Source organism: Pseudomonas sp. MF09150 (genome assembly GCF_059862355.1).
Window position 1 is genome coordinate 76,820 of record NZ_JCBCUS010000005.1, and the last position, 15,427, is coordinate 92,246.

Here is a 15,427-nt window from a genome sequence, read left to right on the forward strand (position 1 = left end):
CGGTCCTGACCCAGGACCGTGGCGCCGGGTCGATCAGATGCCGGCGCGCAATACGCTGGCCGGTAGCGCAACGCCCTGCTCCACGCTGGCGGCTACCGCGTCGATCAAACCACTCAACTCATACCCCTGGGCGGCCAGCCACGGCTGATCGTAATAGGTGGTTGCATAGCGCTCGCCGCCGTCGCACAGAATCGCCACGATCGAACCCGACTCTCCCGCCTCCTTCATCTGCTGCGCGGCGATCAGGGCGCCAATCAGGTTGGTGCCACTTGAGCCCCCTACCCGCCGCCCCAGGCGCTGGGCCAGGTAATGCATGGCCGCGAGCGACAGCGCATCCGGCACCTTGACCATCGCATCGATCACCTTGGGCAGGAACGAAGCTTCTACCCGTGGCCGACCGATGCCTTCGATCCGCGAACCGCACTCCAGGCGCAGGCTGGCATCGCCGCTCTGGTAGTAATCGAAAAACACCGAACGCTCGGCATCGGCGCACAGGACCCGGGTGCAATGCTGGCGATAACGCACATAACGCCCCAGGGTCGCGGTAGTGCCGCCGGTGCCCGGGCTGGAGATCAGCCAGCTTGGCTCCGGGTAACGTTCGCAGCGCAGTTGCTGGAAAATCGACTCGGCGATGTTGTTGTTGGCGCGCCAGTCGGTGGCCCGCTCGGCGTAGGTGAACTGGTCCATGAAGTGCCCGCCGCTTTCCCGGGCCAGACGCTCGGACTCGGCGTAGATCTGCGTCGGGTCCTGCACCAGATGGCTCTTGCCGCCGTAAAAGGCGATCTGCGCGATCTTCTCCTGGGAGGTGCTGGCCGGCATCACCGCAATGAACGGCAAGCCCAGCAGGCGTGCGAAATAAGCTTCGGAAATCGCCGTCGAGCCGCTGGAGGCCTCGATCACCGGCGCGCCAGGCTTGAGCCAGCCATTACACAGCGCATAAAGGAACAGCGAGCGCGCCAGGCGATGCTTGAGGCTGCCGGTGGGGTGGCTGGACTCATCCTTGAAATACAGTTCGATCCCGGGCAGGCCAGGCAACGGCAGGGGGATGAGGTGGGTATCGGCGCTGCGCTGGAAGTCGGCTTCGATAATGCGGATGGCCTCGCGGGCCCATTGTCGGTTGTCGCTCATGGTCGGTTCTCGCTGGATCGAACGCCACGGCGGCGCAAGAGGAGGATAGTGGCCCGGAGTGGGAACCCGGCCCCCTTGAAACAGGCTGCACGACGGCGGCGATGGACTATGTTCAAGGGGCTATTGGGCGCCATGGTAGGAAAAATCCCGCGCGCCTCACAGGTACAGCTATGAAGCAATTGGATACACAACTGACAGGCCGTATTTTCAGCAGCGCGCTTTTCCTCTGCTTATAACAAAAAAGAATATAACTTTTGTTTTAACAACTAACGGTACGGGTTAGGGTGTGCCACCTTTAGCGTTTTTATGGAGAGCGACCTTGCCTCTGCGTAGTACTTTCACTCGTTTCTTTCAGTTGGAAGCTGCCAGCGGTCTGTTATTGATTGCCGCCGCAGTTCTGGCCCTGATCATCAATAATTCACCGCTGTCCTGGCTGTACAACGGCTTGCTGGACACCCCCGTGGTGGCCCAGATCGGCGCCCTGAAAATCGCCAAACCCCTGCTGCTGTGGATCAACGATGGCCTGATGGCGCTGTTTTTTCTGCTGATCGGGCTTGAGGTCAAGCGCGAAGTCCTCGAAGGCCATCTGTCCAAGCCGTCGCAGATCGTGCTCCCGGGCGCCGCGGCGATCGGCGGCATGCTGGTGCCGGCGCTGATCTACTGGTTCCTCAACAAGGACAACCCGCCGGCGCTGAACGGCTGGGCGATCCCGACTGCCACCGACATTGCCTTCGCCCTCGGGGTCCTGGCCCTGCTCGGCAAGCGGGTGCCGGTATCGCTGAAGCTGTTCCTGATGACCCTGGCGATCATCGACGACCTGGGCGCGATCATTATCATCGCGGTGTTCTACTCCGGGGCGCTGTCGACTCTGTCGCTGATGCTGGCGGCAGCCTGTGTGGCGGCGCTGGTAGCCATGAACCGGCTGGGGGTGGTCAAGCTCGGGCCCTATATGATCATTGGCCTGATCCTCTGGGTCTGCGTCCTCAAGAGCGGCGTGCATGCCACCCTGGCCGGCGTGACCCTGGCCCTGTGCATCCCGCTGCGCACTCGCAATGCCGAACCGTCGCCGTTGCGCAACCTGGAACACGCCCTGCACCCTTGGGTGGCCTACGGCATCCTGCCGCTGTTCGCCTTCGCCAATGCCGGGCTGTCCCTGACCGGGGTCACCGCCGAGAGCTTCACCCACTTCGTGCCCATGGGCATCGCCGTCGGCCTGCTGCTCGGCAAGACTGTCGGGGTATTCGGCCTGACCTGGCTGGCGGTCAAGAGCGGCCTGGCCGCGCTGCCCAGTGGCGCCAACTGGGGACAAGTGTTTGGCGTGGCGATCCTGTGCGGGATCGGCTTCACCATGAGCCTGTTCGTCGGCTCCCTGGCCTTTGTTCCGGGCAGCAGTGAATACGCCGGCATGGACCGCATGGGCATCCTCACCGGCTCGCTCTTCGCCGCCCTGATCGGCTACGCGGTGACTGCCGCCGCCAGCCGCAAGAGCAACGCCCTGCCCTCCTGAGCCAGGGTTGGCCCAGGCTGAAAACAAAAAACCCCGGTCAGGCAACTGACCGGGGTTTTGTTTTGCAGGATGCGATCAACGAGTAACGCGGCTGGTGCCATCGACCGTCATGATGCGCACGCGATCACCGACGCGGAACACTTCGTTTTCCTGCACCTGCTGCACATAGGCACGCATGCTGCCGTCGTCTTCACGTACGGTGATTTCCACGCCCTGGGTGCGGGTCAGGCCTTCCTCGGTGGCCGAGCCCAGCAGACCACCGGCGACTGCGCCGATCACCGCAGTGACGATGCTGCCGCGACCGCCACCGATGGCGCTGCCGCCGACACCACCGATCACGGCGCCAGCAGCGCCGCCGATTGGGGTCTTGGTGCCTTCGATTTTCACCGGACGCAGGGATTCAATGGTGCCCATGCGAACGGTCTGCACACGACGCGCTTCATCACGGGAGTAAGAGTCACCGGTCAGGTTCGAGGCACAGCCACCGAGCAACATCGCCATCGTGGTGAAGGAAGCAACTAGCAGAACAGACTTACGCATAGGATCAACTCCAAAGGACAGATCGTCATTAAACTCCGCAGCTTGATACCTGTCACGGCATCGCCCGGATAAAATTGCTTTCATTCAGTCTCAGTACAGACTACGCAGACTGCCAAAACGCTCAAAAAAGCTCAGGCAACATTTACGCGCACCCCAGGTACAGGACTTCTCATGGATTACTTCATCATCATTGCCACCACCGCCGCCGGCTTGTACTTCCACTGGTGGTTGTATGTGCGGATCAAACGCTGGATGGACCGAGACCTGGCGCTTTCCCTGGCAGGTGCGGATGAGCAGAAAAAAGCCTTCATGCTGCAACAACTGGCTAATGCCCATCAGCAGAAAGTAAAACGCCGGGACCTGCCGCAGTGGCTGGCAGCCGCCGCGACCGGTTATCCCGGCGCCTGACCTGAAACCTTAAGGCGCCAGGCGTTCACGCACCCAGTCAGCGCCCTGTACACGATAGTTCAGGCGATCGTGCAGACGGCTTGGGCGACCTTGCCAGAACTCGATACGCTCGGGCAGCAGGCGGTAACCGCCCCAATGCTCCGGACAATCGGGCTGACTGTCACTGAAGCGCGCCTCGGTCGCCTTGAGCAATTGCTCCAGCTCGCCGCGCCCATCTATCACCCGACTCTGGGGCGATGCCCAGGCCCCCAGGCGGCTGCCCAGCGGACGTACCTGGTAATAATCGTCGGACTCCTGCGGGCTGACCTTGACCACCCGGCCCTCGATGCGCACCTGACGCTCGAGGGTCGGCCAGAAGAAGGTCATGGCCGCAAAGGGATGAGCCGCAAGCTGCTCACCCTTGGCGCTCTGGTAGTTGGTGAAGAAGGTAAAACCCTGCTCATCCAAACCCTTGAGCAACAGGATGCGGCAATGCGGGCGGCCATCGGAGTCGACGGTCGCCAGCGTCATGGCATTGGCCTCCACCGGTGGCTGTTCGGTTTTCACCGCGTCTGCGAACCACTGGTGAAACAAGGCGAAGGGCTCGGCCGGAGCCTGGGCTTCGGTCAGTCCATCACGCGTGTAGTCGCGGCGCATATCAGCCAGGGCCTGGGTCATGGCAGCTTCCTTTCGCTAAAGAATCAGTTCTGTGCGGTGGTCGCCGGCGCTTTTGCCGGAACGGCTGCCTTGGCCGGGGCCACCTTCTTCGCTGGTTCTTTCTTGGTCGCTGGCTTCTTCGCAGGAGTGGCGGCCTTTTTCGCAGGAGCGGCTTTTTTGGCAGGTGCGGCTTTTTTCGAGGCAATGGCCGGCACAGCTGGCTTCACGTCCTGCACAGCTACCATTTCAGTTTCCGAAGGGGTTGGCTGGTTGTACTTGCTCAGCAGGCCGAGCATGGTGCTGCGCTGGGTCAGCATGATTTCCACGCGGCGGTTCAAGGCACGGCCCTGCGGGCTGTCATTGGCTGCACGTGGCATGACCGAACCCATGCCGCGCAGCATCAGACGGTCTTGTTTCAGGCCGCTGAGGCTGAAGATCGCTGCTACCGATTGCGCACGGTCACGGCTGATTTTCTGGTTCAGGGCAGTCGCACCAACAGTATCGGCGTGACCCAGCACCAGGACCGCAGTCTTGGAGTCGCCTTCAACAGCCTTGGCGACGCGGGTGAATGGACCCAGGGTCACCGGCAGCAGCATGGCTGGACGGTCCGGGTTGAACGAACCGTCGACCAGAGCGGTGACCACCAGTACGTTTTCGCGGCGTTCCAGTTGCAGCTTGCTGTCCTTGATCGCTTCACGCAGGCGAGGCTCGTAGTCATCCAGCCAGGCTTGGGTGATTTTCGGATCAGGCATCGGGATATCAGTGACATCGACCTTGCTCAGCGGCTTTGGCTCGCTCGGGCCAAATGGCCACCACCAGTTCTTGCCGGTGTCAGCCTTGGCAACGCTTGGAGCCGGTGCCGGTTCAGCTTTCTTGGCTTCGGCTACCGGCTTGTCGCCAGCGTCGTCCTTGGAGGAAAACGGCCACCACCAGCTGCTGCTTTCGCTCTTGGCTGCTGGAGCAGCGGCGGCGGCCGGTGCAGGCTCGACAGCGGCAATCGCGGCGGGCTTGGCAGCTGGGGCTGGCGCGGCGGCGGCTTTGACGGCGGGGGCTGCAGGCTTGGCGGCGGCGGTGGCCTTGCCGGCTGGGGCTGCTGCTGCAGGCTTTGCCGCTGGAGCTGGAGCCGGGGCTGCAGCCACGGGGGCTTTTTGTGCAGGCTCTGCGGCGCTGTTGTTGGTCGCCTTATCGGAACCGAACGACCACCAATGGCCACCTTCTGCGTCATTTTGCGGCGTTTGAGCACAACCGGTAACTGTGAGGCAAATGGCCAGGGCTAAAGACTTGTTCGACGACATGGGATATCCACAAAATGAGATAAATAATTACGGTCTGAGCGACCCGTAAACAGACGCTTGGAAATTATAAAAGCCACAAGGTTCCACCTTGCAGCTATTCCAGCATGTTTAAGCAAAAAAGTTCTTAACAGCAACCTTTTTACAGACAATCCGACAAAACCCTCGCTAGCTTCTGCGCCCGCGGATCCATCAATACATAAGGCCCCAGGGTATTTGTCACAAAACCGAAGGCCACATCATGCTCCGGGTCAGCAAAACCGGTGGAACCACCCGCCCCCGGATGACCAAAGGCCCGGGCACCCAGGCCAAAAGTCGCGTTCGGCACATCCGGTTGGTCCAGCATGCAGCCCAGGCCGAAACGGGTCTGGGTCAGCAGAGTCTTGTCCATGCCAATGCTGTGCTCACGGGTCAACTCGTCGAGCATGTCCGCTTCCAGCAGGCTGCCATCAAGCAGGCCACTGTAGAAACCGGCCAGGCTGCGGGCATTGCCATGCCCATTGGCCGCCGGCTGCTGCATGCGTCGCCACTCAGGTTTGTTGGTGCTGGTCATGATAGACGGCGGATTGGTAAACGCCCGGGTGGTCATGGCAGTGGGCTCGCGCATGGTCACTTGCAGCAGGCGCTGGGCGGCGGCATCACCGACATTGCCCTTGCCCCGGGCAATATGCGCCACCCGGTAGAACTCCGAATCCGCCAGGCCGACGTGAAAATCCAGGCCCAATGGCTTGGCCACGCGAGCCACGATCGACTCCCCCGGCCCCCGGCCATCGGCTCGGCGCAGCAATTCGCCGACCAGCCAGCCGTAAGTGATAGCGGCATACCCATGGCCTTCACCCGGCGTCCACCAGGGTTGCTCCGCGGCCAGGGCGTCGACCATGGTCTGCCATTCGTACAGCGCCTCTGGCGCGAGCATCTCGCGCAGCGCCGGAAGGCCGGCCTGATGGCACAGCAACTGACGCAGGGTGATGGCTTGTTTGCCGGCGGCGGCGAATTCCGGCCAGTACTGCGCCACCGGCGCGTCCAGCTTGAGCTTGCCTTCGGCCACCAGTTGCAGCGCGGTCACTGCAGTAAAGGTCTTGGTGCAGGAGAACAGGTTGGCAATGGTGTCGCTGTGCCAGGCCTCGGCGCCGTCTTTGTCGGCAGTACCGGCCCAGAGGTCGATCACGGTTTCACCGCCGACCTGAATGCACAGCGCCGCGCCGCGCTCCTGGGAATCTTCAAAGAGGGCCGCGAAGGCTTCACGCACGGCCTCGAATTTAAGCTCGTAATGACCTTGAATCTGCACCCGTGACTCCCCCCAAACCCATGCTCTACAAAGTGGCACGCATTGTTTCAGCCCCAGGCGGTTTTGGGAACAGATGCCAGCCGGTGATGAAATTCGCGCAAACCTGGGACGCCCGAGGGTTTTGCCCGGTGCCCCAGCGGATACGAAAGGGGCAGCCTGCAAGCTGCCCCTCGTGATCAATGACCGTTGCCGGAATGCCCGCCTGCGCGGCCGGCGCCGCCGTCCTTGCTGTCATGAGCCTTTTTGCCACCGTCGCCACCATGGCTTTCGGCAGCGGCAGCCTTGTCGGCTTCAGCCTTGGCCTTTTCGACCTCGGCGCCTAGTTGATCGACGGTCAGCAGGTTGCTCTTGCGCACGCTGTCGACGAACCCCTGGAACGGCAGGTCGGTGATGCCCACCAGGCCGAAGTGGCCATTCTCGCCATCCAGCAGGCGACCGGTCACCGGCTGGTCGAGGTACTGAAACCAGTGCACACCGACAATTGACGGCTCGCTGATCGCCTGCTTGAGGAAATTGGCATAGGCCGGCGCGCGATCTTCTTCACGGGCCAATTCGGTCACGCCACCCCAGAACGGGCCACGGTCACGGGAGCCGAAGTTGAATTCGGTGATCAGTACCGGCTTGTCCAGGCTGCGCAGTTGGGCGAAGTCATAACCGTCCTGGGGCTTGAGGGTGTACATGTTGAAGCTCAACACGTCGCAGTACTGGGCACAGGAGGTCACGGCCTCCGGGGTGCTGATGGCGAAACGACCGCCCAGCAGCAAGTGGTTCGGCGCATGCCACTTCAGCGAATCGGAGATGGTCTTGAAGTAGGTATCGGCAAACACTTTCTGGAAGTATTTGAAGTCGGCTTCGATTTCCGGGTGCTCGGGGTTCGGCAGCGGCGGCTCGAAACCCGGGTCTTCCATCAGCTCCCAGGCAGGCAGATCAATGCCCCAGGCCTTCGACAGGCCGGCCTGGTTACGGTATTTGTCGCGCAACTGCTTGAGAAACGCCCGTTTGGCCGGCACGTCGGTGGTCATGCGCAAGGTGCCGTAGGCCAGGGCGTAGCGGGCTTTGGGGCCATCACCGGGACCGGCCCAGGCCAGTTCGTTGTCGGCAAAGTAGCCGATCAACCAAGGGTCATCCCGATGGTCGCGGGCAGCGATGGCTACCGCACGCTCGGTGGCCATGGCAAAACGCGGGTCAAACGGGTCGGGCATGCCGCCCCACCAGTCGCTGCCGGTGCTGATGCTGGCGTAGTCGCCGACGATCGACAGCGGCAGGGTGTAAGGCACCCGCGCTTTGTCTTCAAGCGCCGAGGCGCTCCAGTTGCCGACGGTGTTGAAGCCCCAGGCCTGCAAGCGGTCCTGGGTGTGACTGACCCAGCGTTTGGTGTCTAGGGCCTCAGGGGCGCACGGCGCGGTCGTCGCAGTGGCAGGGGCGGCTGTCTGTTGCGCCTGCCGGGCATCGGCCTTGGCCGCGTCGGCTATCCCGGGCTGGGTTTCGCTGCCGGCTGCGCAAGGCACGCCGTAGGTGCGCTGCAAGTTGGCCGCGTAAAAGTCGTACCAGCGGCCACTGTTATAAGCACGGCCCTGGTCGGCGCCGTTGCCGCCACGGTTATCGCCCTCGCCGTAAAAACCGGCCAGAGGCTCACCGGGCTTGGGCAGGGCCGGGAACATCCATTCGCGGCCGGCTATATAGGTCTGGCTGTTCTCGGCAGTGACTGCATTGACCCCCAGGGAGTAAAACGGATGGCCTTCGGGGGTGACCAGGTACCAGCGCCCGTCACGCTTCTCGGTGCGGAAAAAACCGCTGGCCTTGAAGGGTGCGCCCTTGTCCCAGCCGCCGAACTTGTCCAGGGCACTGCGTTCGCGCTCGGCCAGCCAGGTCTTGAGCTGCTGCTGTTCCTTCCTCGCCGCGGTCTTCAACTGATCGTCGCTGCTGATTTTTTCCGGCCAGCGGGCGCGGGTCGACTGGCCGTAGCCATCCACCAGCGAACCGTAGACCGCCTTGACCACGCCCTCGCCGTCCTGCACGCCGAAGCGCTCAAGCAGAATGCTCTGGGCGGCCTTGGGTTGTTCCATCGACAGGGTGACCGACACCACCTGACTGCGATCCAGCTCGCCTTGGCTGCTGGCCAGCAGAATGCGCTGCCCGTCCACGGTCGTCGGCATCGGCGGCCCGGCCTTCATGCCCTGGCTCAACGGCGAGCTGGCCACCAGCGGTACCAACAGGGTTTGCGCCGGCCCGGCCGGCAGATCGATGCGGCTGACCAGGGTCTTGCCGTCATTGCTCTGGATTTTCACGTAGAGGGTCAGGGCCCAGTTCATGGCGCTCTGGATGCGCAGGCTCATCATTCCCGATTGCGACCAGTCCCAGGCACCACTTTGCGGGCTCAAGCGCAGGCTCGGCTGCGCCGCCGGGTTGAAGGTGACCCGCCGCAGCACTTCACCTTCGGCCGTTTGCTCTGCATTGGATTGCGGCAGGCCGGCATCCTGTGTCGTCACCTGGACCACAGCCGCGGGCCGGACAAAGTTGAACAGCGTCTGCTGTCCGGCAGGCGCAGCAAGCAGCGGCGCGGCGAACATCAGAGCCAATACGGCGGGCAACGAACGGCGAATCATATGAACCAGGTTCTCCCTAATGACCGATAAACGGCCTGTGTTGAATCGGTGACATGAAATAGACAGCGCGGGAAGCCAATCTGCAGACCGCGCTCAAGAAATTTCCCGCCGGAACGGCGGCAAGGCATTGAGGATAGCCTTGCCGTAGCGCTGGGTGACCAGACGCCGGTCCAACAGGGTGATGGTGCCGCGGTCCTGCTCGGTACGCAGCAGGCGACCGCAGGCCTGGACCAGCTTGAGCGAGGCATCGGGCACGGAGATTTCCATGAACGGATTGCCGCCCCGGGCCTCGATCCACTCCGCCAGCGCAGCCTCGACCGGATCATCCGGCACCGAGAACGGGATCTTGGCGATCACCACGTGCTCGCAGTAGGCCCCGGGCAAGTCCACGCCTTCGGCGAAACTGGCCAGGCCGAACAGGACGCTGGAGTCACCACCATCGACCCGCGCCTTGTGCTTGTTCAGGGTTTCCTGCTTCGACAGGTTGCCCTGAATGAACACTTGCTTGCGCCAGTCGCGGTCCAGGCCGTCGAACACGTCCTGCATCTGCTTGCGCGAGGAGAACAGCACCAGGGTGCCGCGCGAGCCTTCCACCAGTTCCGGCAGGTCGCGGATGATGGCCGCGGTATGGGCCGGCGCGTCCCGCGGGTCGGCCTTGAGGTCCGGAACCCGCAGCACACCGGCATCGGCGTGATGGAAGGGGCTGGGGACCACGGCGGTCACGGCTTTTTTCGGCAGGCCGGCGCGCATGCGGAACCGATCGAACGTGCCGAGGGCCGTCAGGGTGGCCGAAGTCACCAAGGCGCCATAGGCCACGTTCCACAGGTTACGTCGGAGCATTTCCGCAGCCAGGATCGGGCTGGCGTTGACTTCGATATCGAACAACGAGCCACTTTCAGCCAGGGTCAGCCAACGGGCCATGGGCGGGTTGTCTTCCGGGTCTTCGGTGGTGAAGGCGGTCCATAGCTCCCAGTTGCCCTGGGCCCGGGACAGCAGGCTGCCGAACAGTGGGTACCATTCTTCGGCCTGGTTGCTGGCGATGCCGATATTGACCTCGCCATCCATGCCTTCCTTGAGCAGGTCGGTGAGGCGGGTGAACAGGTCGGTCAGGCGTGAAAAGCCCTTCTTCAGCTCAATGCCCATCTCGCGCATGTGCTCGGGAATGACCCCGCCGACAAACCGATGGCGCGGCCGCTCGCGGCCCTCCATGTCTTCGCCGGTCTTGAAGTCCGCCAGTTGTTCGCAGGCGGTGAACATGAACTGCTGCTGGGTCTTGATCTCCCGCGCCAGCTCCGGCACCTGCTCGATCAGCTTGCCGAGGTCGCCCGGCAGCGGATGCTGGGCCAGCAGCTTGGTCAGGTTCTTGGCAGTCTGCTCCAGCCAATCGGCGGTGGAACGCAAGCGGGTGTAGTGGGCGAAGTGGCCGATGGCCTTGTCCGGCAGGTGGTGGCCTTCGTCGAACACATACAGCGTGTCCCGCGGGTCAGGCAGCACGGCACCGCCGCCCAGGGCCAGGTCGGCCAGGACCATGTCGTGGTTGGTGACAATCACGTCGACCTTGCCCATGCCTTCGCGGGCCTTGTAGAAGGCGCACTGGCCGAAGTTCGGGCAATGGCGATTGGTGCACTGGCTGTGGTCGGTGGTCAGGCGTGCCCAGTCGGAATCTTCGAGGGCGGTGGGCCAGCTGTCGCGGTCGCCGTCCCATTTATTGCCGGCGAGTTTCTCGATCATGCTGGTGAACAGCTTCTGGCTGGCTTCATCGACTTCGATCTTGAAGCCTTCTTCCTCGAACAGCTGGGCAGTGGCGGTTTGCGCGTGGCCTTCCTGCAGCAGCATGTCGAGCTTGGACAGGCACATATAGCGCCCGCGGCCCTTGGCCAGGGAGAAGGTGAAATTCAGCCCGCTGTTGCGCATCAGGTCGGGCAGGTCTTTGTAGACGATCTGCTCCTGCAGGGCGACGGTCGCGGTGGCGATCACCAGGCGCTTGCCGGCGGCCTTGGCGGTGGGGATGGCGGCCAGGCTGTAGGCCACGGTTTTCCCGGTACCGGTGCCGGCTTCCACGGCCACTACGGCCGGGTCGCCACTGCGCCGACCTTCTTCATCGGTATCGATGTCGCCAAGGACCTTGGCCACTTCGGCGATCATCAGGCGCTGGCCGTAACGCGGCTTGAGGCTCTTGGCTTCGAGAAAACGCGAGTAAGCGCCCTGGATCGTGGTTTTGAGTTCGTTGCTGATCATGGTCTTTGGGCGCGAAAAACGCTGGATAAATTTTCAGTGGTTCGGATCGGCCGCTATCATAACCCGCTAATTCATCCCGCGCAGAACGGAGTACCCGAATGACAGCCTTTGCCCTTGCTTACACCCTGCATGTCCTGGCCGCCCTGGTCTGGGTCGGCGGCATGTTTTTCGCCTGGATGGTGTTGCGTCCGGCGGCTGGGGCGGCACTTGAAGGCCCGACGCGCCTGAAGCTCTGGGTAGAAGTGTTTCAGCGTTTTTTTGTCTGGGTCTGGGTCGCGGTGGCGGTTTTGCCGATCAGCGGCGTCGGCCTGATCCAACTGCGCTTCAACGGCTTCGAGACCGCGCCGCGTTATGTGCAGGTGATGATCGGCCTGTACCTGGTAATGACCGCGCTGTTTATCCGCATCCAGTCGTTGCAGTTGCCGGAGCTGCGTAACGCGGTGGTGGCCGAGGACTGGCCGGCAGGCGCTGCGGCCCTGGGCAAGATCCGCCGACTGGTAGGCTGCAACCTGATTATCGGCCTGGTGCTGGTGGCCTTGGCTGCGGCACGGCCGATGTTCTAGGGCCGGTACGAAAACGGGCCGGCACGTGTAAGGAAACGTACCGGCCCGCCTTAACGCCCTGGCAGGCGCCCGTCTGTCTTACAACCGCTGGAGCGTCACCGAACCTGCTGGCCCTGCGGGCCCCGGCTGGCCTTCAGCCCCCGGGCGGCCACTCTTGCCACCGTCGGTACGATAGACGTAGCAGCCCTTGGACTTGCCACCTGTGCCCGGCTTGCCCGCAGGCCCCGCCAGACCGCCGGCGCCGCCATCGACCACGACCTTGATCTGCTCGGCCGGATAGTCACGCGGCAGTTCCACCCGAACCTGTGCCCCCGGCGCGCCCGGGCGGCCATCGCCGCCGTTGTCGCCATCGGCACCGCGCCCGGCCTGGCCCCAGGTGCAGCCCGGTTCCTGGCCATTGGCCCCATCCAGGCCGACAAAACCCGGAGCCCCGGCACCGCCACGGGCATCCACCGACAACTCCGGGCCATTCAGCGATTCGATGCGCAACGCAAGATTGCGCCCGGCCTTGGCCGGTTTTTGATAAGTGCCCGGGGCACCGCGCGAGGTGATCTGGCTGCCCGGTTCCAGTTCGGCACGCCGCACCTTCAGTTGCAGTGCCTGTTCGGCGGGGACAATGGCGATCCGAGCCTCACGGCCCAGGTGCAGTTCACCGACCTGAAGCTCGGTGACATTGGACGGGATCAACAAGGTGCCGTAGTCGGACACCTCCAGGCGCTCCAGTTGCAGGGTGCTGGTGGTGTTGGGCAAGCGCATCAGGGAGTTGGTTTCCACCGTCACCACTTGGGCCACGGCCAGGGGGCTGCACAGCAGCGCCAGCAGGCAGAATTTACGCATGATCAGCCTCCAGGCGGGGCGAATGGGGGATGCCTTGCAGGTGAAAAATCCCCACCAACAGGATCTGCAGGCGATCCCGCCAAGGGTTGCTGCGACCTTTGAGGCTGCCGTTGAACAGCACCAGCTCCAGCAAATGGGTGAGCAACAGCAGGCTGCCCGCCAGATTGACCAATAAATGCAGCGGATTGATCAACGGCTTGGCCAGGTTGATCAGCACCACCAGCCAGAACACCAGGGTCAAGATTTTCCCCAGCCCCCAAAAGACCTTCATACGCTCCCCCTATGTGAATTTTTCTTTGCGCGCACAGTAACGACTAATCCCGGGAATTAGCCAGCGCCTGGGAAAAAATCTTCGACATAGAGGTTCAAGGACCAGCGGCAAAGCGCTGCGGGGGGCAACAAACAGGGGAGGCCCCTGGATAGCCGCAATCACGGCCACCCCGGGGCAAGGCTGCTTATATAGAAGGATCAGCGGTTGATCTTGATTTCCGTCCGCCGGTTCAGGGCGCGCCCCTCAGCGGTTTTGTTGTCGGCCACTGGCTGGCTTTCACCGGCACCGGACACCGAGACGAAGCTGCTGCGTGGCACGCCGGCGTTGATCAGGTAATCGGTCACCGAATGCGCACGTTTATCCGAAAGCCGCTGGTTATAGGCATCACTGCCGACACTGTCGGTGTGCCCGGTCACGCGCAGTTGCGCCGACGCGGCTTCCTGTTTCAGGCGTGTGGCGATGGTGTCGAGCTTGGTTTTATCGGCGCCGGTCAGCCTGGCCGAGTCGAACTCGAAGTGCACATCGCGGATGACGATGGTTTCTTCCTTGACCACTACGACCTCTTCGACCACCGCCACCGGAACCGGTGGGCAGCCATTGGCATCGACCGGCACGCCTTTGGGCGTGTGCGGGCACTTGTCGCGGCTGTCCGGCACACCGTCGCCGTCTTCGTCGCCATCGCCGTGGACCCAGCAATAGGCACCGGCCAGGCCGCCTACCACCAAGGCGCCACCGCCGGCCCAGGACGCGCTTTCGGTCGCACCGAGCGCCGCACCGGTGACGCCCCCGACGGCGGCACAGGTCGGCCAGTCGGTTTTCTGCAAACCTGCGCAACCAGTCAACACACTGGTTAGCAGAACCAAGGGTAGTGCTGTGCGAACTATGCTCATCAAGGTGTTCTCCGTAGGGGATCGGCCCGGAGCCGATTCAGGGAGTAAAGACCGCGCTTTTAATCTGCGCCAGCAATAGGCCATGGCGGTTTGGGTCCTGTATTTGTTGGGGGCTTCGGCTATTTCGAGACAAGCGCTCTAGGCCCGGGCGTTCGGGCGCGCTAGTCTCTGCAGTTCTGATTGAGGATCTTCGATGACTGCTGGTATTTCTTCGCGCACGCCCCAGCAAGCCCTGGCGGCGCTGCTGGACCGCTATGCCCCACAACACCTGCTGCTGATCGGCGCCAGCGACTTCCCGGCCCTCGCCGCCTTCAAGCTGGCGCACCCCGACTGCCAGGTTGCCCAAACCGCGCCCGGCCCCTTGCCGGCGGAACTGGCGGCACGCCGTTTCGACCTGGCGGTGGTGGTCGATTGCCTGGAACACCTGCCCAAGCGCGATGGGCTGAACCTGCTCGGCGGGATCCGCAACCTCAACGCCAGCCGCATCGCGGTGCTGGCCGACCTGGCGGCCTGCGGCTGGCAGGAGACGGATTTCTTCTCCCTGGCATTGCAGGCCAGCGAACGCTTCCAGCGTGAAGAGCAGGTGCTGACCCTGTTTACCTACGATCTGCTTGAATACAAGCAAGTGCCGGACTGGCTCAACTCACGGTTCTGGGCCAACCCGGAAAACTTCGGAAAGTATTGGTGGTAACGCAATGAGTATGTCGATTTGTCCTTGTGGTAGCGGCACCCTGCTGGATGCCTGCTGCGGCCATTACCACGCTGGCCATCCGGCCCCCTGCGCCGAAGCGCTGATGCGTTCGCGCTACAGCGCCTATGTTCTGGGCCTGGTGGACTACATTGTGGCCACCACCCTGCCGGTGCAGCAGGCCGGCCTGGACCGCCAGGCCATCAGCGACTGGAGTGCTCAAAGCACCTGGCTCGGGCTGGAGGTGGAAAGCTCCGAAGTCTTCGGCGGCCAGCCCGAACACGCCTTCGTCACCTTCACCGCGCGCTGGCATGACAGCAACGGCGAGCACAGCCACCGCGAGCGCTCTTCGTTCGTGCAGAACAACGGCCACTGGTACTTCATCGACCCGACAGTCGGGTTCAAGGCCGGCCGCAACGACGCCTGCCCCTGCGCCAGCGGGCAGAAGTACAAGAAATGCTGCGCCAGCTACCTCACCCCTTGAGCCCCTGGCCGTGACCCAACCCTTACCACGCGCCCACGGTTGCTAGACTGG

15 protein-coding genes are annotated in these 15,427 nt (G+C 63.1%); 5 read left to right on the plus strand and 10 right to left on the minus strand.

The window, feature by feature from the left end:
• Positions 1-33 precede the first annotated feature (33 nt).
• Entirely contained in the window at positions 34-1,128 is a 1,095-nt protein-coding gene (locus tag AC19YX_RS19245; protein ID WP_421547911.1) for a PLP-dependent cysteine synthase family protein, read from the minus strand.
• Positions 1,129-1,447: 319 nt separating this feature from the next.
• Here AC19YX_RS19245 and nhaA point away from each other — a divergent pair, with 319 nt between their 5' ends.
• Positions 1,448-2,635, plus strand: coding sequence for a Na+/H+ antiporter NhaA (nhaA, locus tag AC19YX_RS19250; RefSeq protein ID WP_078470158.1), 1,188 nt, complete (start codon positions 1,448-1,450; stop codon positions 2,633-2,635).
• Between the two features lie 75 nt (positions 2,636-2,710).
• Here nhaA and AC19YX_RS19255 read toward each other — a convergent pair whose 3' ends face one another.
• Entirely contained in the window at positions 2,711-3,175 is a 465-nt protein-coding gene (locus tag AC19YX_RS19255; protein ID WP_078470157.1) for an outer membrane lipoprotein, read from the minus strand.
• A 171-nt stretch (positions 3,176-3,346) separates the two neighbouring features.
• Between AC19YX_RS19255 and AC19YX_RS19260 the strand changes: the two genes are divergently transcribed.
• A complete protein-coding gene (locus AC19YX_RS19260) occupies positions 3,347-3,583 on the plus strand; it encodes a hypothetical protein (RefSeq protein ID WP_201129742.1) in 237 nt (78 codons plus the stop codon).
• A 9-nt stretch (positions 3,584-3,592) separates the two neighbouring features.
• Here AC19YX_RS19260 and pdxH read toward each other — a convergent pair whose 3' ends face one another.
• The 5 genes from pdxH to dinG form a co-directional block, all read right to left on the minus strand.
• Positions 3,593-4,240, minus strand: a complete 648-nt coding sequence (gene pdxH, locus AC19YX_RS19265; protein WP_078470155.1) for a pyridoxamine 5'-phosphate oxidase — start codon at positions 4,238-4,240, stop codon at positions 3,593-3,595.
• A gap of 23 nt (positions 4,241-4,263) precedes the next feature.
• Positions 4,264-5,514 (minus strand): OmpA family protein, encoded by a 1,251-nt coding sequence (locus AC19YX_RS19270; protein WP_500606789.1) that lies wholly within the window; start codon positions 5,512-5,514, stop codon positions 4,264-4,266.
• Between the two features lie 139 nt (positions 5,515-5,653).
• On the minus strand, positions 5,654-6,799 hold the full coding sequence (locus AC19YX_RS19275; RefSeq protein WP_201129738.1) for a serine hydrolase: 1,146 nt from the start codon (positions 6,797-6,799) through the stop codon (positions 5,654-5,656).
• A gap of 176 nt (positions 6,800-6,975) precedes the next feature.
• Positions 6,976-9,405: a beta-agarase gene (locus AC19YX_RS19280; protein ID WP_500606790.1), complete on the minus strand. Its 2,430-nt coding sequence runs from the start codon at positions 9,403-9,405 to the stop codon at positions 6,976-6,978.
• Between the two features lie 93 nt (positions 9,406-9,498).
• Positions 9,499-11,643, minus strand: a complete 2,145-nt coding sequence (gene dinG, locus AC19YX_RS19285; RefSeq protein WP_078470151.1) for an ATP-dependent DNA helicase DinG — start codon at positions 11,641-11,643, stop codon at positions 9,499-9,501.
• A gap of 98 nt (positions 11,644-11,741) precedes the next feature.
• Here dinG and AC19YX_RS19290 point away from each other — a divergent pair, with 98 nt between their 5' ends.
• Positions 11,742-12,206, plus strand: a complete 465-nt coding sequence (locus AC19YX_RS19290; protein ID WP_078470150.1) for a CopD family protein — start codon at positions 11,742-11,744, stop codon at positions 12,204-12,206.
• Positions 12,207-12,284: 78 nt separating this feature from the next.
• On the opposite strand, the gene AC19YX_RS19295 is transcribed toward AC19YX_RS19290, so the two are convergent.
• From AC19YX_RS19295 to AC19YX_RS19305, 3 genes are all read right to left on the minus strand, one after another.
• Positions 12,285-13,043 carry a collagen-like protein gene (locus tag AC19YX_RS19295; protein ID WP_500606791.1) on the minus strand — a complete coding sequence of 253 codons (759 nt, stop codon included), beginning with the start codon at positions 13,041-13,043 and terminating at the stop codon, positions 12,285-12,287.
• On the minus strand, positions 13,036-13,314 hold the full coding sequence (locus tag AC19YX_RS19300) for a DUF1145 domain-containing protein (RefSeq protein WP_020297196.1): 279 nt from the start codon (positions 13,312-13,314) through the stop codon (positions 13,036-13,038). Before AC19YX_RS19300 ends, AC19YX_RS19295 begins: the two co-directional genes overlap by 8 nt.
• Positions 13,315-13,511: 197 nt before the next feature.
• Positions 13,512-14,204 carry a PA1041 family peptidoglycan-binding anchor lipoprotein gene (locus AC19YX_RS19305; RefSeq protein WP_078470147.1) on the minus strand — a complete coding sequence of 231 codons (693 nt, stop codon included), beginning with the start codon at positions 14,202-14,204 and terminating at the stop codon, positions 13,512-13,514.
• A gap of 193 nt (positions 14,205-14,397) precedes the next feature.
• Here AC19YX_RS19305 and AC19YX_RS19310 point away from each other — a divergent pair, with 193 nt between their 5' ends.
• Together AC19YX_RS19310 and AC19YX_RS19315 are read left to right on the plus strand one after the other, a co-directional pair.
• A complete protein-coding gene (locus tag AC19YX_RS19310) occupies positions 14,398-14,895 on the plus strand; it encodes a DUF6231 family protein (protein WP_201129732.1) in 498 nt (165 codons plus the stop codon).
• A 4-nt stretch (positions 14,896-14,899) separates the two neighbouring features.
• Complete coding sequence (locus AC19YX_RS19315) at positions 14,900-15,376, plus strand: YchJ family protein (protein ID WP_201129730.1); 477 nt, start codon at positions 14,900-14,902, stop codon at positions 15,374-15,376.
• Positions 15,377-15,427 lie beyond the last annotated feature (51 nt).